Origin of the sequence: Lyngbya aestuarii BL J (assembly GCF_000478195.2) — a bacterium.
GTDB lineage: Bacteria > Cyanobacteriota > Cyanobacteriia > Cyanobacteriales > Microcoleaceae > Capilliphycus > Capilliphycus aestuarii.
Genome location: NZ_AUZM01000056.1, coordinates 21,428 through 38,191 on the forward strand (window position 1 = coordinate 21,428; position 16,764 = coordinate 38,191).

Annotated in this window: 16 protein-coding genes; 11 read left to right on the forward strand and 5 right to left on the reverse strand. The window is 41.6% G+C overall.

Annotated elements, in window-relative coordinates; genetic code table 11:
* Nucleotides 1-202 precede the first annotated feature (202 nt).
* Nucleotides 203-571: a DUF6464 family protein gene (locus tag M595_RS20240; RefSeq protein ID WP_023068299.1), complete on the forward strand. Its 369-nt coding sequence runs from the start codon at nt 203-205 to the stop codon at nt 569-571.
* Between the two features lie 41 nt (nt 572-612).
* On the opposite strand, the gene M595_RS20245 is transcribed toward M595_RS20240, so the two are convergent.
* Both M595_RS20245 and M595_RS20250 read right to left on the reverse strand, forming a co-directional pair.
* Nucleotides 613-2,577, reverse strand: coding sequence for an ABC transporter ATP-binding protein/permease (locus M595_RS20245; RefSeq protein WP_023068302.1), 1,965 nt, complete (start codon nt 2,575-2,577; stop codon nt 613-615).
* A 90-nt stretch (nt 2,578-2,667) separates the two neighbouring features.
* Nucleotides 2,668-3,543, reverse strand: a complete 876-nt coding sequence (locus tag M595_RS20250; RefSeq protein WP_040484404.1) for a DUF1361 domain-containing protein — start codon at nt 3,541-3,543, stop codon at nt 2,668-2,670.
* 356 nt (nt 3,544-3,899) lie between these two features.
* Between M595_RS20250 and petJ the strand changes: the two genes are divergently transcribed.
* The 3 genes from petJ (at nt 3,900) to hrcA (ending at nt 6,696) form a co-directional block, all read left to right on the forward strand.
* Nucleotides 3,900-4,247, forward strand: coding sequence for a cytochrome c6 PetJ (gene petJ, locus M595_RS20255; protein ID WP_023068303.1), 348 nt, complete (start codon nt 3,900-3,902; stop codon nt 4,245-4,247).
* A gap of 179 nt (nt 4,248-4,426) precedes the next feature.
* Nucleotides 4,427-5,353: a tetratricopeptide repeat protein gene (locus tag M595_RS20260; RefSeq protein WP_023068305.1), complete on the forward strand. Its 927-nt coding sequence runs from the start codon at nt 4,427-4,429 to the stop codon at nt 5,351-5,353.
* Between the two features lie 233 nt (nt 5,354-5,586).
* Complete coding sequence (gene hrcA / locus M595_RS20265; protein ID WP_040484406.1) at nt 5,587-6,696, forward strand: heat-inducible transcriptional repressor HrcA; 1,110 nt, start codon at nt 5,587-5,589, stop codon at nt 6,694-6,696.
* Here the strand turns inward: hrcA and M595_RS20270 are convergent, their stop codons facing one another.
* Complete coding sequence (locus tag M595_RS20270) at nt 6,697-7,095, reverse strand: PPC domain-containing DNA-binding protein (protein WP_023068269.1); 399 nt, start codon at nt 7,093-7,095, stop codon at nt 6,697-6,699. It abuts the gene before it with no gap.
* A gap of 235 nt (nt 7,096-7,330) precedes the next feature.
* On the opposite strand from M595_RS20270, the gene M595_RS20275 reads away from it, so the two are divergent.
* The 3 genes from M595_RS20275 to M595_RS20285 all read left to right on the forward strand — a co-directional run bounded on the left by M595_RS20275 (nt 7,331) and on the right by M595_RS20285 (nt 10,302).
* Nucleotides 7,331-7,771, forward strand: a complete 441-nt coding sequence (locus M595_RS20275; RefSeq protein ID WP_023068273.1) for an Hsp20/alpha crystallin family protein — start codon at nt 7,331-7,333, stop codon at nt 7,769-7,771.
* 199 nt (nt 7,772-7,970) lie between these two features.
* Nucleotides 7,971-8,960, forward strand: coding sequence for a DnaJ C-terminal domain-containing protein (locus tag M595_RS20280; RefSeq protein WP_023068306.1), 990 nt, complete (start codon nt 7,971-7,973; stop codon nt 8,958-8,960).
* Nucleotides 8,961-9,063: 103 nt separating this feature from the next.
* Nucleotides 9,064-10,302, forward strand: a complete 1,239-nt coding sequence (locus M595_RS20285) for an HhoA/HhoB/HtrA family serine endopeptidase (protein WP_023068280.1) — start codon at nt 9,064-9,066, stop codon at nt 10,300-10,302.
* A 117-nt stretch (nt 10,303-10,419) separates the two neighbouring features.
* Here M595_RS20285 and M595_RS20290 read toward each other — a convergent pair whose 3' ends face one another.
* Nucleotides 10,420-11,760: an MFS transporter gene (locus M595_RS20290; RefSeq protein ID WP_023068292.1), complete on the reverse strand. Its 1,341-nt coding sequence runs from the start codon at nt 11,758-11,760 to the stop codon at nt 10,420-10,422.
* 48 nt (nt 11,761-11,808) lie between these two features.
* Here M595_RS20290 and recR point away from each other — a divergent pair, with 48 nt between their 5' ends.
* Together recR and M595_RS20300 are read left to right on the forward strand one after the other, a co-directional pair.
* Nucleotides 11,809-12,429 carry a recombination mediator RecR gene (recR, locus tag M595_RS20295; protein ID WP_071809960.1) on the forward strand — a complete coding sequence of 207 codons (621 nt, stop codon included), beginning with the start codon at nt 11,809-11,811 and terminating at the stop codon, nt 12,427-12,429.
* Nucleotides 12,430-12,522: 93 nt separating this feature from the next.
* Nucleotides 12,523-13,185: a Na(+)/H(+) antiporter subunit B gene (locus M595_RS20300; protein ID WP_023068290.1), complete on the forward strand. Its 663-nt coding sequence runs from the start codon at nt 12,523-12,525 to the stop codon at nt 13,183-13,185.
* 71 nt (nt 13,186-13,256) lie between these two features.
* Here M595_RS20300 and M595_RS20305 read toward each other — a convergent pair whose 3' ends face one another.
* Nucleotides 13,257-14,219 carry an aldo/keto reductase gene (locus M595_RS20305; RefSeq protein ID WP_023068281.1) on the reverse strand — a complete coding sequence of 321 codons (963 nt, stop codon included), beginning with the start codon at nt 14,217-14,219 and terminating at the stop codon, nt 13,257-13,259.
* A gap of 74 nt (nt 14,220-14,293) precedes the next feature.
* Here M595_RS20305 and M595_RS20310 point away from each other — a divergent pair, with 74 nt between their 5' ends.
* Together M595_RS20310 and M595_RS20315 are read left to right on the forward strand one after the other, a co-directional pair.
* Nucleotides 14,294-14,872, forward strand: coding sequence for a DUF1802 family protein (locus tag M595_RS20310; protein WP_023068289.1), 579 nt, complete (start codon nt 14,294-14,296; stop codon nt 14,870-14,872).
* Between the two features lie 125 nt (nt 14,873-14,997).
* Entirely contained in the window at nt 14,998-16,065 is a 1,068-nt protein-coding gene (locus M595_RS20315) for a tocopherol cyclase family protein (RefSeq protein WP_023068270.1), read from the forward strand.
* The last annotated feature ends 699 nt before the right edge of the window (nt 16,066-16,764 follow it).

The window sequence follows — 16,764 nt, forward strand, 5'->3', positions numbered from 1 at the left end:
GCCTCGAAGTTCCGAGTCAAAGGAATAATAAACTTAAAGTAAATTTTATCTTTAACAAAAATTACAGTATTTTAGAACCCGAATAACAGGCTGATGTTGATTCAACTCAATAATAGGTTTGTTAGAACTTAATCACCCTAAATTTGACAAAGCCTTCACTAAATCGACATAATAAAAGTTATGCTTGTCTACGGAGTCATCAATGGATAATCTCGAATCTGATTCTTTGCCAACTGAGGTAATTTTAACTCATCCTCGACGGTCTTTGGGAAGTATTTGCTTTGATTGGACACCTCAACCGGGTCATTATCTTGATCTTCAAGGTCAAACTTATGCCGTCTTAGAACGTCGTCACCGCTATCAGTTAAAATCGGGTCGTTATCGACTGTATCAAATCTCACTTTATGTACAATCGGCTGAACGTCCTCAAGAAAGAAGCCTCGTGGATGGACGTTGGGTACTCGGTGATGCAACTTGTCGTTTTAATGCCCATTCAGAATTAGTTCGTTGTGCGGTTAATCCTGACGGGCCTTGTAGTCAATGCCGTTCTTTTGAACCGAATAATACTTAGCAATCTGATTGAAAAAATCGACTGAGGAAGTCTCTTAGAAGCTAACTTAAAACATTCAGATCAGCTTGATAATCTTCGGCTGAAACGACTCGCCATTGGGTATCTCCCTGCAACTCTAAAACCTGGTGATGATACTTTAATAAACTCAATCGATGTCCTACACTCACGTAGGTTGTTTTAGTCTCTTGTAGCTTTTGATAAAGGCGTTCTTCGTTCTTGAGATCTAACGCACTGGTGGCTTCATCAAGAATCGCATAACTGGGTTGACTGAGTAATAAACGTGCAAATGCTAAACGCTGTTGTTCTCCTAAAGACAGAACATTTGCCCAATCCAATTCAACATCAAATCCACTCACTTGTTTGGGGATATAACCCAAATTGACCAGTTCTAAAACTTCATATAATTTCTGGTCATCTACCCCTTGTTCAGTATAGGGATATAATAGTTGTTCGCGTAGTGTTCCTAAAATCATATAGGGTTTTTGCGGTAAAAACAGCATTTCCTGTAAATCTGGACGCACTAACTGTCCGGTTCCTGAACGCCATAATCCCGCAATTGCCCGTAATAACGAACTTTTACCTGCACCACTATTTCCCATAATTAATAATCCTTGACCCTGTTCCAAGGTTAAAGATAAATCAGTGACTAGGGTTTTTTGATAGTTGGGAGTATTGAGGGTAATATGTTCGAGTGCCAGAGGAGAATCTATCGTTAAATCAATGCGGGGTTCTCCAGGGCTAGGAGTTGTATTATCAGGTTCTAAAGCTTCTGAAAACGTAGCCAAACGGTTAATACCTGCGGCAAACGCACTCAGCGCTTCAATCTGACTAACAACGACTGAAAATGCTGATAAAACTTGACTAAAAGCAAAGTTTGCTTGGGTAATATCTCCAAATCGAATCTCACCCGAAAAATAAAGCGGTGCCATAATCAACGACGGTAAGATAATCACAATATAGCGATAACCCGTTGTAAAGTAATCGACATTTCGTTGCCAGCCTATTAACAGGTTAAAGTTATGAAATGCCCTCATAAATCGTTCTTTGATTTGAATACTTTCTTGTTCTTCTCCTTGATAAAATGCAATAGATTCGGCATTGTCACGAACATGAATTAATCCGTAGCGAAAATCAGCTTCTCGTCGGAGTTGATTAAAGTTGAGTGGAATTAACCGTCGTCCAATTAAAACGGTAATTACTGTACCAAAAACAGCATAAAAGAGCAAAAACACAGAGAGATTTTTAGAAATAGTCCAGAGAATTCCACTAAATGAAATGATATCAATAATCGAATTGAGCAGAATGAGTAAAAAGACTAAGCTTGTTCGAGTAAAGGATTTTATATCTTCGGAAATTCGTTGATCGGGGTTGTCTATTTGTCGCTGAGATTCAATTTGATAATAAGCGCGATTCTCAAAGTAGTTATTAAGAAATTTATCGGTTAACCATCTTCTCCAAAAGTTGGCTAAACGATCGCGAGTGTAGCCGTAGAGGGCAACAATTGGAATCCCGACAATAAAAACACCTGCATACACAAATAAAAATCGCCAAAATTCTGATTCATTTTTCTCGGAAAGAGCGGTTGTAAAGAAGTTGGAAACATAGCTGATAATTACATTTAAACCACTCACCGATACTGATAAAAACAAAAGAATCGCTAAAAAAGCCCAAGGTTGCCAACGAGATTGTAAGTTCTCCTTATAATTAAATGCAGCGATTAAAGGGAGAATTAGCATTAAGCCAAATACCACAATCCACGGAGACTCAATTAAACCTGTTATAGTTTCATATAATCCTGGGGCAATGCTATTAAAAAACTCAGGAAAGAGATACTGACTTCCTAAAGTAACTCCAGCGACAAGTACAAAAACAACAGCAAATAGGAAAACAAGTAGCAATAGTAACAATCCGAGAAACACTTTGCTGCTTCCCGGTTCCAGGGGGTAAAAAAAGGGTTGGGCGATCACTAAAAATCGTTTCCACAACTGATTGTCAAATCGGTTCATTTGCTGTGTGTGTTGAAGTCTCTACAGAGTTTGGAGTATACAAATTTCTAGTCTGATAGTAGGTGATGACAAATCCACTTGTCAAATATGTTACACAGGCTCCGGATAAGATGAGGGGGAAAGCACCGCAAGGGTAATCAGCTTCATTAGTCCATACAAAACACTCAAAACTACAAATGTTACAGACATCACGAGTAAAGGACGGTGATTGAGGAGGTGATCAACCAAACTCCGCATTAAAACGTCTGGACTCGTAATGATATCCCAACTATTGAATCGCTGAAACCGTCCGAGATAAATTCCGACTGCACAAAGGGCGTGTATTGTCAACTCCGCCATCCAACGATTTTGTTTCCAGCCTTGCTGATCCAAGTAGCGATCCAGGTAAATCAGAGAAAGCACATAGGCTTCAAACCCAATAAACATAAATACCAGATATTGTGGAATCAAAGCCAACGAAATGATCCAGACTGAATACCCTTGACGAATTTGATCAATTAGATGAATCACATCTGTGAGAACATAAGGAGCATTAGGCAAAAATAAGATAAACACCAAAATACCTAACCACCATCGCAATGACAGATGCTGAGGTTGATGCTGTTGTTGATGCTGCCAGATATCTACTCCCATCAAAGTCAGTGTGATCACTAAGGCGATCAACAGATAGCGACTATCTAGGGTTTGGATCAAACGGTGAAACTGTCGCCCAACTCGATAGGCATGGGGGAGAAAACTTAAGCCCAAAAGTAACCCAATACACCAAATTAAAATCGGCGATTGGCTTCGCCAGTGCGCTCCGCGCAATCGCATTTTAGACGGTTTAGAGATCACGGATGGACAAAACAACCAGACGCTTAAAGCCAGAGGTATTAACGCTAGAAATAAATTCCACGACATCCAACCGATATTCGCGAAAATTGCTTCCCAAGCTGAGGTCATCCAACTAATAAGTATATTGATCATTTGATGGGTTGAGTAGAAGAAAATGTGATGAAAAGTGATTTTGGGGAAATTGGGATGAGGACAACAGCAACTCAAGTTCCAATGTAGCTTAGGATTTTACGACTGACATCTGAACCTAATCTGTAGCATCGTTGCTGAAGCATCTCTCATTTTCAAGATCCGCCGTTGAATTCAATGGATATCTTCAGTCAATCCGACGCTGTTTCCGGCGAGTCAATATTTCATTGCGATAAAATTATAATGAGTCTTCATCTTTGACAGCCTGTCTTTTGACAGATTGATCAGATTTATGAGAATAGAAGAATACGATTCAATCATGATTGATGCTGTTTATCTCTCTCAACAGGAGAACTCCATTGAAAAAATTATTTGCTTTCTTTCTAGTCGCCTTTGCAGTTTTGGGCTTAGTGATTCAATCTCCCGCTTTAGCAGATGGAGATCCCGCCAGTGGCGGCCAAGTCTTTGCAGCCAATTGTAACGCCTGTCACATGGGAGGAAAGAATGTTATCATGTCAAATAAAACCCTCAGCAAAGCCGACTTAGCAAAATATCTAAAAGGCTTTAGTGAGGATGCTCAAACCGCGATCGCTTACCAAGTCACCAACGGTAAAAACGCGATGCCTGCTTTTAAAGGACGTTTAAGCCCTAAACAGATCGAAGATGTGTCGGCTTATGTGGCTTCAAAAGCTGAAAAGGGCTGGTAATTTCTTCTTGATTCAATCCCGACTGTGATCAGTGTGACGGTTCTCATTCTCGGGTTTTGTCACAATCAACTCAATCTTTAACTCGGGGTGGAACTCTTAAGCCAAAAAATAGAGTCAGAAACCGACTTTGATTGCCTTAAGCGTTGCGCCTCTAGTTGTTGCTTTTTCTAATCACTGATATGAACCGACTGTACCGTATTTTGTGCAGCCTCAGTTTTGCTGTCATTCTCTGGATCGGATACTCACTTTCTGCTTCTGCCCAAACTTCCCTACATTCCCCATCAAAGGCAGAAAATTACCTATCTCAAGCAATTGAACAGATTCAACATCAACATTATTCTCAAGCCTTACAAACACTCAACCAAGCACTCAAACTTGATAATACCTTAGCAGAGGCTTACGGCGATCGCTGTTTTATCTCGATTCAGCTTGGCAATTACTCACAAGCTATCCAAGACTGTCTACACGCCACCCAACTGCAACCCCACAACAACAATACTTATCTAAATCTAGGAATAGCCTACTACAGAAGCGGTGATTTAACCGATGCGATCGCCGCTTACGATCATCTCATTGAACATCAAGCCGATGCCGTGTTAGGCTACTACAATCGCGGACTCGCTTACTCAGAACTTCAAAACTATACCAATGCGATCGCTGACTATAACCAAGCCTTAAACTATACTCAATCTCTAGAACCCTCCCAGTTAGCAGAAATCTACATTGATCGCGGAGTTGCTTATTTAATGATTGATCAAATTCCCGATGCGATCGCCAACTTCACCGAAGCCCTTCACCACGATGCCAGTAACCCCAGGGCGCATTATAATCATGCTTGTGCCTGTAGCCGTCAGGGAAATACTCACACCGCCCTGCAAGAGTTTACAACCACACTCCACCTCAACCCCAATCATGCCCTCGCTCACTTCAATCGAGCGATGCTCAGACAGCAACAAGGGCTATATGCAGGAGCGATCGCGGATCTCAAAGCCGCCTGTCAATGCTTCACAAACCAGGGAAATCTTGCCGCTTCTCGCCACACTTTAGCCTTAATGGAAAAATTGCAACAGTGGTTACTCTCGACTGAAATTCAAATCATCGCCTAACTTCAGTTGTTTATATAGCACAATTTTGGCTCAAAATCCAGAAAATTTAACTATTTTTTCAAATCAGGGAAAAAGGCAAAAATCTCACTAGAATAAAACCATTGTTCTGGTGAAATTTCGAGTATCTGCTATCTTTGTATATAAAAAATCAAAAATTCCTTTAGATCTGTCCTCAGCAGATTCCAATTTGTCCACCTTTGCATAACAGTCTAGTTCAACCCCATTTGAGTCGAATGCCTGTGCTAGTAAATCTCTCAGAGCGACAACACCATATCCTATGGGCTACAATCCGTCATTATATCGCCACCGCAGAACCCGTTGGCTCAAAAGCTCTTGTGGAGGAGTTTAACCTCAAAGTCAGTCCAGCGACAATTCGCAACAACATGGGCGCATTAGAAAAAGCGGGACTCCTCTATCAACCCCATACCTCCGCAGGGCGAATTCCCTCCGACTCCGGCTATCGGATTTATGTTGATCGGATGATCACCCCTTCAGATACGATCGCCAGTCAAGTGACTCAGCTTCTCCGCGAACAACTTGACGCCAAAAACTGGAGTATCGAAGCGATTTTACGGGGAGCGGCGCAAATTCTCTCAACCCTGAGTGGATATATTACCCTGATTACCATGCCCCAAACCACCAGCGATAATCTACGACATTTACAACTGGTGTCTATGGAACCGGGTAAAATTATGCTGGTAGTCGTCACCGATAGCTATCAAACCCAGTCAATTATTATGGAATTGCCGCAAGTTGATCAACCTTTGGAAGTTGCAGTAACCGAAGTTATTTCTGCACTTTCACAAGACGAAGAACTGCTCGAACAAGAACTGCAAATTTTGTCTAACTTTCTTAATGCTCAACTGCGAGGACACGCTTTAGGTGAACTTTCTACGCTTGACTGGAGTGAGTTGGATCGTAAGTTTGAACGCTATGCGAATTTAATTCGGAAACTTCTCGATGATTTAAGTTTACGCACCCAAAAACCTGAACATACTCGCATTCAATTTAGTGGAATATCAGAAGTGTTGCGTTTACCTGAATTTTCACAACTCCAACAAGTACAAACTATTCTTCATCTGCTTGAAGATCAACAAGAAAAACTCTGGCCATTAATCTTTCAAACTCCCGAACAAGAACAAGGGGTTAGTATTAGAATTGGTGCTGAAAATCCCCTCGAACCGATTCAATGTTGTAGCTTGATTTCGAGACAATATTACCGCAATAAAATCCCAGTCGGGAGTGTCGGAATGCTCGGGCCAACTCGTATGGTTTACGAAAACGCGATCGCACTGGTCGAAGCAACTGCCGATTATATTTCAGAATCTCTCACTCAAAATTAGTTAGAGTTTATTAATTTCTAGCTCTAAATATCCGGTTTCAGCATCAGGAGTGCGTTGAAAAATATACCCCTCAATTGTGCCAATTACAATCTCAGCCGTTGTGTAAATAATACAGCCAGTTTGTAGATGTCCGCCGATTACTTTTCCTTGAGCATCTGCGATCGCAATATGAAGATGAATTCCCTCTGTTGATAGCGTTCCAACTAAAGAAATGATTTCAAACCGTCCCGACAAGCACTCACTGGTTTCTTGACCCGCAAACCGTAGCGTTGCTTGTTTAAGACTGCCCAAGCCTGTTAAAATAAATCCGGCTTGAATGTGATGATTCACGGCAATTTCTTGTAAACTCAGTTTGAGATCCTGGTTGGGTTTTAAGCGTATCGGTAAAGCGTTGATCATCCATCTTAAACATTCGTTTATTCCCCTCAGATTATAACTCAAGTGAAGTTTACCGAACTAATTCGGACGGTTAAACACCCATTAACCCTCTAATTCCAAGTCGGGTTATTGCCCGTTATAGAGTCGTTAAAACCGAATCCCGAGTCTAAACTAGATTTACTATTCTTAAGTTGTACAGGGTAATGATTAACCCTCAGTTTAGAAGTTGATCAAATTTAACCAGGAGGTAAAAGCTATGCCTTTAATGCGTTGGGAACCATTACGAGAAATTGATAGTTTACAACGGGAAATGAACCGTTTATTTGATACTTTTACAAACGAAACTTCAGTCGAGTCAACCCGAGAAAGCTTTGTTCCACGGGCTGAAATTCACGAAACATCGGATGCAGTTCATTTGAAATTAGAAGTTCCGGGAATCGAAGCCGAAGACATCGATATTCAAGCGTCAACTGAAGCCGTTGCAATTAGTGGCGAACGGAAATCCGAGATTAAAACTGAAGAAAAAGGCATGACTCGCACAGAGTTTCGTTATGGAAAATTCCGTCGAGTTATTCCCCTTCCAGTTCGCATTCAAAATACTCACGTCAAAGCAGATTACCAAAACGGAATTTTAACGCTCACCTTACCGAAAGCCGAAGAAGAAAAAAATAAAGTTGTTAAAGTGTCTCTGGGATAATTGAAAACGGCTATAATTGGGTGAAGACGGTTAAACTTAACCAGGTTTAAATCCTTCTAGATCTATCCGGAAGTGATCGCTCAAGGATTGAACACAGAGCATAAACTATAATTTTCTAGGGGGAACGGGGAAGCAGAAAGTCATTTTCTCAACCCGGTTCCCAATTCTGTTATCTTAGATAAAATTAGGAGGAATATGAATGCCTAAAACTGACTTTAAAGACTATTATGCCGTTCTGGGAATTAATAAAAATGCTAGCGCCGATGAGATTAAGAAAGCCTATCGTCGTCTTGCTCGCCAATATCATCCGGACTTAAACCCTGGCAATACAGAAGCCGAACTCCGTTTTAAAGATGTTAACGAAGCTAATGAAGTTTTATCTGACCCCGAGAAGCGGAAAAAATATGATCAATTTGGTCAATATTGGAGACAATCTGGAGAAGGCGGTGTACCCGGAGGAGGGTTTGATTTCGACTTTGGTCAGTATAGTAACTTTGACGACTTTATTAACGAATTACTCGGACGTTTTGGCGGCGGTGGCGGTGGTTCTAGAGGAGCTTACAGCTATCGTACATCTTCACCACCGGGTTCTTCTAGACCCAATGATCCGTTTGGAGATTTGTTTGGAGGAGGAGGTTATGGAGGCGTTTCTCAACGGGATTTTGAAGCCTCAATTACCTTAACATTTTCCGAAGCCTTTAACGGAGTTCAAAAACAATTTAAACTGGATGATGAGACGATTAAAGTCCGAATTCCTGCTGGGGTGAAACCTGGAACTCGAATTCGCGTCAAAGGAAAAGGAGGAGTTAATCCAGCAACTCAACAACGAGGCGATTTATATTTAGTGGTGAATTTACAGCCCCATCCTTTCTTTCAATTTGACGGTGATAACATCGTTTGTGAAGTTCCAATTCGTCCAGATGAGGCGATTTTAGGGGTTCAAATTCAAGTTCTTACGCCTGATGGTATGGTAACTGTAAAAATTCCAGCCGGAATTGATTCTGGTCAATCTTTACGACTGCGAGGAAAGGGTTGGATTAATCCCAAAGGAGGACGGAGTGATCAGATCATTAAACTGAAAGTTGTCACCCCTAAAAACATGAGTCCTCAAGAACATGAACTTTACCAAAACATTAGCCAAATCAGTCAGTTTAACCCTCGATTTGATTTGATGAATATGCAGCTTTAGAGGAGTAAAGTCAGACTCCAAAAAAGAAATAAAAACTCAAAAGAAGTTAAAATAAAAAGGGAAGACATTAATCCGTTGATTTGAAACAAAAAAGGAGGAATTTATGCCATCCTATGAACAACCCCGTTTTTCAGTCTCTCAAATTAGTAGCTATGTTTTGACGATTCTTTTAAGTGTCGGTTTAACCCTACTCTCCTTGCGTGTATTTCCCGCTTTGGTGCTACCTCCTGCCAATGCAAATAGTCGTCCGGTAACAGAAGTTGTCGCGGTTCAACCTCAACCCCAAACTGTTGCCATTTCCCCAACAAATCCTGCCGTTAGTAACTTTGTGACTGCTGCGGTTAACAAAGTGGGGCCAGCGGTTGTCCGACTCGATACTGAACGCACGGTAACACGCAACTTTGATCCTTTCTTTGATGATCCGTTTTTTCGTCGCTTTTTTGGTGAAGACTTTGCCCCTCAAAGCCCCCAAGAATATCAACAACGCGGACAAGGATCAGGATTTATTGTTGATAGCAACGGCATTATTTTAACAAATGCTCATGTGGTCAAAGGCGCTGATAAAGTAACTGTTATTCTCAAAGATGGACGAGAATTTCAAGGCGAAGTTAGAGGGGTTGATGAACCCTCCGATTTAGCCGTTGTTAAAATTAATGGAAATAATTTACCAGTTGCTCCGTTAGGAAATTCTGATCAAGTTCAAGTTGGAGATTGGGCAATTGCAGTCGGAAATCCTTTAGGATTAGATAATACTGTAACTTTAGGAATTGTTAGCACCTTAAATCGTCCAAGTTCTCAAGTGGGTATTCCCGACAAACGCTTAGATTTTATTCAAACTGATGCGGCAATTAACCCCGGAAATTCGGGCGGGCCGTTATTAAATAATCAAGGCGAAGTGATTGGAATTAATACCGCAATTCGGGCAGATGGTCAAGGGATTGGATTTGCAATTCCTATCGATAAAGCCAAATCTATTCAAGACAAATTAGCCCGAGGGGAGAAAATTTCTCATCCTTATATTGGGGTACGGATGGTGACGCTCACACCAGATATTGCCAAAGAGTTTAATCGCAATCCTAATTCACCTTTGTTAGTTCCAGAAATCAAAGGCGTATTAGTAGTTGAAATTATTCCTGATAGTCCGGCTGCAAGTTCCGGTTTACGTCGCGGTGATGTGATTACTCAAATTGACGGCGAAACGATTATAACAGCCGATCAACTCCAAAAGAAAGTAGAACTCAGTCGTGTCAATCAACCCTTAAATATTAAGGTACAACGAGGCGAACAAATTCAACAAATTTCTGTACGTCCGGCTGAACTGAGAGACGCAGCATTACGATAAATTCCCCATTTTTTGATTAAAAAATAAACCCGGTTTCTAAATAGTTAAGAAGCCGGGATTTTAAGTGAGTTTTAAAAGAGCAATTCTGTCAAACCTCAGTCTAGAAAAAGTTGAATTTTAGACCTCTGAATTTTGCGATAACAATTCCTCTCGTTCATCGAGTAGACGGCGTAAATGTTCCTGCTTCTTGCTATCTAACGGAAAGTTCCACATGATGATTGCTGCTAAAAGCCAGATGGGAATTGGAGTAAAAACGAATATATACTTGAGAGTTGTGATCGTTTCAGGGGTATTGATTCCGCCCGGAACAAAACCAATCCAGTCAAGTATCGGATAAATAACACCGACAGCAACCGCGTAACCAATTTTGTTCGTCATGGTTAGCATAGAATAGTAGAGGCCTGTGCGTTGTGTCCCTGATTCGAGATAATCCTGATCCGTCACATCTGCCATAATTGAGCGTAATAGAAAAGCTCCAGCACCCGATGCTAATCCGAATAAAATATTGCAGAAACCATAAAACCACACATTTCCCGGTTCAATCAAGAGTATGACCAGCAGTGTAACTGAGATATAAGTCTTTGCAATCGTAAATGTATGGTGTTTTTCAAAACGATAGCTTAAACGAATCCAAAAAGGTATACCACAAAAGCTGGCAATGAAATAGATCAGCAACATTAAGCTTGACCATTTACCGAGATCCATCACAGAATCCACAAAGAAAATATAGAGCGCTCCGGTGATTCCAGGGGCAATTCCTGTACATAAATCAGCTAAAAGTACCCGTCTCAGTAGCTTATTTTTAAACAGCAGAACAGTTGCCTGTTTCCAACAAATCGGAGACGACTTCGGGATCGGACGTTCTGACACCAGAGAAACAGCGATCGCCACAGTAATTGGCAAAAGTATGATCACAAACCAACCCATCGCAGCAACCTGCTGAGAAGCACCTCCATTGGAGAGGTGTTCAATCATTGCAGGCAAGATCAAAACAGCCAACATCCCAAAAATTAGGGCAAACTCCCGCCACCCTTGCACCCGTGATCGCTCATAATAGTCTGAGGAGAGTTCAGCCCCCCAAGACATATGGGAAATACTCAGTAAAGTCCAACCAATATACAGCAGTATCATCCAAACCAGGAGATAAGTTCCACCAACACCCGGTTGAGGGATAAAGATCTTGAAAACACAGATCATTAAAATGGGAACGGAGATAATGATCCAATGACGTCGCCTTCCTAACGGGGTTGTGACTTTATCGCTGAGAATTCCGAGAACCGGATCAGTGAAAACATCCCAGAAGCGAGTAATCATAAAAACTGTACCCACTAGAGACAAACCGAGTCCCATTTCTTCTGCATAAAAGGGTGGAAGGTAAACCACCATCGGCAAACCCAGTGCAGCCAGGGGAATTGCGGGGGAAACAAAAGCAACAATCGTTTGCCTTTTGAGATTCATAGGAAGTGGGGAATATCAGTTCTAAAATAGTTACAATCTTAGAATAGAATTTTCAGTCTTGGAGGTAGTCCAACGGTTTATACTCGTCCCCTTGCCCGTTTGATCGAACAATTGCAACGCCTTCCGGGAGTTGGCCCCAAAACTGCTCAACGTTTGGCGATGTATATTATTAAACGTTCAGAGACAGAAGTCGAAGCCCTTGCCCAAGCTTTGTTAGATGCCAAGAAACAGGTGGGCTTATGTAAAGTGTGTTTTCACTTATCGGCCGAACCGATTTGTGATATTTGTCGCCATCCGCAGCGAGATAATGACACCATTTGTGTTGTGAGTGATTCTCGGGATGTGGTAGCCATTGAAAAAACGCGAGAATATCGAGGAAAATATCATGTCTTAGGAGGTGTAATTTCCCCGATGGATGGCATTGGCCCAGAACAATTAACCATTGAACCTCTAGTGCGGCGAGTCAGTCAAAATCAGGTCAAAGAAGTGATTATTGCCATTAGTCCGAGTGTGGAAGGGGAAACGACTACTTTGTATCTGGGACAACTGATCAAACCGTTTACGCGCGTCACCCGCATTGCGTTTGGTTTACCGATGGGTGGAGATTTAGAATATGCTGATGAGATCACCCTCGCCCGGGCATTAGAAGGGAGACGAGAATTTAATTAATTAATACTCCTCGACACAGCGAAAGACTAAGATTGTGTAGACGGACTCCAGCCTAAAGACTTTACTTTGTTTTCCAATTAAAAAGAGGTTTCTATGAAATGGGTTTATGTTATCGCCGGGATCGCGCTGTATATTAAAATGCTGGTTCTACCCAACCCCGAACTCGAGTTATCTGATCCGTCAATTATTGAGTTAGTCGTGCAAGATAGTGGGGTTCCAAATGCGGTTTCGGGGATTATTTTTAGAAATCGTTTGTATGACACAATCTTTGAAGTTGTTGTCTTTTCGATCGCAATTATGGGGGCTAAATATCTGCTGGCGAATGAAAGCCCATCCTGCACAATCTATCAATTTAATGATCAACCCTCGATTGTTTTAGCTCGTCTCGGCGCTACAATTGCCGCATTAGTCAGTATTGAACTCGCAATTCGCGGGCATCTGAGTCCAGGTGGCGGTTTTGCTGCGGGTGTTGCTGGAGGAACGGCGATCGGATTGGTGGCAATTACCTCATCATACCAGTCGATGCAGGACATCTACCAACGTTGGCGAGCCGCGACCTGGGAAAAGGTTTCAGTTCTGGTTTTTATTGTCCTGGCTGTCATCACTCTAGCCGGAGTTGAATTACCACACGGACAATTGGGTGATCTGATTAGTGGGGGCGTTATTCCCTTGCTTAATATCCTGGTGGCGATTAAAGTGGCTTTAGGATCATGGGCGGCAATTTTGATTTTTATTCGTTATCGAGGATTGTTGTGAAATTTAGGAGAAAAAGTGCTTTTCTTTTTCCCCATATCCCGACTTTTAACCCCCAAAAGACTCCTGAAATTCTAGAAATTCCACATCATCAGATCATCATCCAATGGATCAGTTACAATCCGTCCAATATGGTCAATTTCTTCTAAATCACTCTCTGAGAGTTTGATTTTTCCCGCTTGGGCATTTTGTTGAGATTGTTCCTCGTGACGCGCCCCCACAATCGCACTGGTTTGAGGTTGAGCAATTAACCAAGCTAAAGATAACTGGGCTAATGTGCATTGATTTCGGTCTGCAATCGGACGCAATTTTTCTAAAGCAGTTTGAACTCGGGCGTAGTTCTCTTTATCGGCAAATAACTTATTAGAAGATCGATGATCGCCTTCTGCAAATTGATGATCCGGGCCAAATTTCCCAGTTAATAATCCTTGGGCTAAAGAAGAATAGGACAGAATTGAAATGTTATTTTCGACGCAATAGGGTTGAAGATCTTTTTCGACTTTACGCCAAAACAAAGAATAGGGCGGCTGTAAACTATCGATTCGACCATATTGAGAGGCTTCTACGAGTTGATCGCGAGAAAAGTTAGACACTCCAATAGCGAGAATTTTACCTTGTTCTTTGAGTTTATTCAAGGCTTTCATTGTTTCTTCAATCGGAACAAATTCGCTTTTAAAATTCCCAGACGGCCAATGAATTTGATACAGATCAATGTAGTCTGTCTCTAGATTTTTTAAAGAGCGATCGCAAGCTTCAATTACTTGATTATACTTGAGATGGTTAGGGAAAACTTTGGTGGCGTAAATGACTTGATTCCGAACATCGGATAATGCTTTAGCAACGATTTGTTCTGAATGACCATCCCCATAAACTTCTGCGGTGTCTACTGTCGTTATTCCTGCTTCAAAGGCTGCCCGAATTGCTTTGGTCGTTTCTTCATCCTCTATACCCGTCCAACCTCGTTTTCCTGCTTGCCAAGTTCCCATAATGATGGGTGTAATTGAAAGATTAGATGTACCCAGAGATCGCTGTTTCATGGTAGACTCCTAACTTATTCAATAGTGCTGATTCTGTTATTGTAAAGACAAATTGCTGATTCTGTATCTATCTTATGGAAGTTAAAATCAAACAAGCGTTAAAAGAGTGGAATATTGCCGTTAATGCTTTAGAGACAGGGAACACGATTTTACTCCTGCGAAAAGGAGGAATTCGAGAACAAAAGGGTCAGTTTTCTGTCAAATATCAACAGGTTTTATTGTATCCGACTTTTGAACACCAACAGCCTAATTTACTTTTACCCGAATATGCGTCTCAAGTACAAGCTGTTCCCTCGCTTTGGCATCCCCAAACGGTTAAAATTAGCAGTTGGGCAGAAATTACAGATGTTTTAGCAATAGAAACATCAAAAGCAGAAGCGTTAATTTCTGATTTACTGCCTTTTCTAATTTGGAATGAAAATTTTGTGAAAGAACGGATCAAGTTTAAGCCCAAAACTCCCTTGTTTTTACTTCTATTAAAATCCTATAAACTCTCCTCCGTTTATGAAATTCCCTATGATTCAAGTTATGGAGGTTGTCGGTCTTGGATTGAATTAAAAGAATCGATTTCTATTCAAAACTCTATTCCGGTTTGGGAAGATACTCAATATAATACCCTTTGTTTTAAAATAAAACAATTATTATCACCGTAAAAGTTTTTAATGAAATCTTAGATTAACAACTTTTTTTGAATTTATAGATAAAATCGACTATAATCAAATCAAACGAAATTTCGCAAAAATGAACAGCTAATATCGGTTAGATTCCTAACATCTGTATGTCTCAACAAAACCCTTTACAAACTCCCCACAGTCACTATCACTGGGATGGAAGTGAACATCGTTTTTTTGAAGGTTGGTATTTTCGCGTTACCCTACCTGAAGCCCGTCAAACCTTTGCATTTATGTATTCCATCGAAGACCCCGTGGGCGGAAATCTTCATAGTGGCGGGGGCGCGCAAATTTTATGCCCAGATGACGGTTATCTCTGTCGAACCTTTCCCGATGTCAAGAAGTTTTGGGCATCTCCAGAAGCCTTAGAATTGGGTCACTGGGGTCAAACGGATTTAAGTTCAGCGCCAGGATATCTCGAACCTCAACTTTTTAATAATCATATTCAACAAGGTTATCAAGTTACGACAACTTGGCATCAGGGTATCTTACATGATCCCGGAACTCAACAAACCTGTCGTTGGGAATATTCCACACAACCGATTTATGGGTGGGGAAATGCAGATCAACCTCAACAGTCTACAGCCGGATGGTTGTCTTTTTTACCGATTTTTGAACCGGGTTGGCAGATTTTAATGGCGCATGGGTTAGCCACAGGTTGGATCGAGTGGAATGATACAATTTATGAGTTTAATCATGCACCTGCTTATAGTGAGAAAAATTGGGGTGGGGCGTTTCCACAAAAATGGTTTTGGATTAATTGTAACTGCTTTGAGAATGAACCCGATTTAGCCCTAACCGCAGGCGGAGGAAGACGGGGAGTATTAACCTGGATGGAATCTGTAGCCATGATTGGCATTCATTATCAAGGACGTTTTTATGAATTTGTTCCCTGGAATTCTCAAGTTTCCTGGCAAATTGAACCTTGGGGAAAATGGCAAGTTCAAGCCAAAAACAAACAGTTTCAAGTGACGTTAACCGCGACGACAAACCAACCCGGAACTCCCTTACGCGCCCCCACTCAAGATGGATTAATTTTCTTTTGTCGGGATACGATGCAAGCAGAAGTCAGCTTAGAATTAAAAAAGGGTAAAGAGATCATTTTAGAAGCAAAAAGTGATCAGTGTGGCGTAGAAGTAGGGGGGCATCCCTGGACAGAAGTTTGGGTGAATTAAATCTCCCGTTACGGAGCTGTAAAATGTGGATCTGAAAACTTCGACATCATTTGTTAATATAGAGTTATAGATAACTAACTTGGGGCTGTGGCTCAGATGGATAGAGCAAGCGCCTCCTGAATGATCGGGCACCCTCAGAGGAAACTCTGGGCGTGAATGTGGTCAAACTCAAGGAAGCCTAAGTTCATGTTAGGATAAGGTAATCTTGAGCCAAGCTTTATCGAAGAAAAAGATAAAGAAGGTGCAGAGACTCGACGGCCACCACCTAAAGGCTTTTAGCCACAGATTACTCCGCCCTCCGGGTACTCTGCGCGCGTGGGCTTCGCCCAACGGCAGTTGCGTGACTTTCGGGGAACCCGCCCAACGCACTGCTCTCACCGTACAACGACGCGGGGTCTGTATTGGACAGCATTCCCTTGCGCCTGACGGCGACGCGGGGTCTGTCGGCTGCTGTGACCGTTAGCCAATGGTGAAGAGAGAGTCCAGAGAGTGAGGAAACTCACACAAATCTGAAGCGCTAGGTCGCCGGTTCGAGTCCGGCCAGTCCCGTCTACACTAATATTGATTGACAAATTAAATGACATCTTGACAAAATATTTGGCAATCAACAGTTATAAAGGTTTAAAGCATCTAACTTCTCAGCTTGTAGTTAAACATAAATTACAAGCTTTTTACCCAGTTGTTACCCAATTGACTCAA

What these genes read in the sequence shown, in the direction of transcription:
- M595_RS20240 (WP_023068299.1), top strand. Translation starts at nt 203, where the DNA reads ATGGATAATCTCGAATCTGATTCTTTGCCAACTGAGGTAATTTTAACT.
- M595_RS20310 (WP_023068289.1), top strand. Translation starts at nt 14,294, where the DNA reads ATGGAAGTTAAAATCAAACAAGCGTTAAAAGAGTGGAATATTGCCGTT.
- M595_RS20285 (WP_023068280.1), top strand. Translation starts at nt 9,064, where the DNA reads ATGCCATCCTATGAACAACCCCGTTTTTCAGTCTCTCAAATTAGTAGC.
- M595_RS20260 (WP_023068305.1), top strand. Translation starts at nt 4,427, where the DNA reads ATGAACCGACTGTACCGTATTTTGTGCAGCCTCAGTTTTGCTGTCATT.
- M595_RS20300 (WP_023068290.1), top strand. Translation starts at nt 12,523, where the DNA reads ATGAAATGGGTTTATGTTATCGCCGGGATCGCGCTGTATATTAAAATG.
- M595_RS20280 (WP_023068306.1), top strand. Translation starts at nt 7,971, where the DNA reads ATGCCTAAAACTGACTTTAAAGACTATTATGCCGTTCTGGGAATTAAT.
- M595_RS20245 (WP_023068302.1), bottom strand. Translation starts at nt 2,577, where the DNA reads ATGAACCGATTTGACAATCAGTTGTGGAAACGATTTTTAGTGATCGCC.
- M595_RS20250 (WP_040484404.1), bottom strand. Translation starts at nt 3,543, where the DNA reads ATGATCAATATACTTATTAGTTGGATGACCTCAGCTTGGGAAGCAATT.
- M595_RS20275 (WP_023068273.1), top strand. Translation starts at nt 7,331, where the DNA reads ATGCCTTTAATGCGTTGGGAACCATTACGAGAAATTGATAGTTTACAA.
- M595_RS20270 (WP_023068269.1), bottom strand. Translation starts at nt 7,095, where the DNA reads ATGATCAACGCTTTACCGATACGCTTAAAACCCAACCAGGATCTCAAA.
- M595_RS20290 (WP_023068292.1), bottom strand. Translation starts at nt 11,760, where the DNA reads ATGAATCTCAAAAGGCAAACGATTGTTGCTTTTGTTTCCCCCGCAATT.
- hrcA (WP_040484406.1), top strand. Translation starts at nt 5,587, where the DNA reads ATGCCTGTGCTAGTAAATCTCTCAGAGCGACAACACCATATCCTATGG.
- M595_RS20315 (WP_023068270.1), top strand. Translation starts at nt 14,998, where the DNA reads ATGTCTCAACAAAACCCTTTACAAACTCCCCACAGTCACTATCACTGG.
- M595_RS20305 (WP_023068281.1), bottom strand. Translation starts at nt 14,219, where the DNA reads ATGAAACAGCGATCTCTGGGTACATCTAATCTTTCAATTACACCCATC.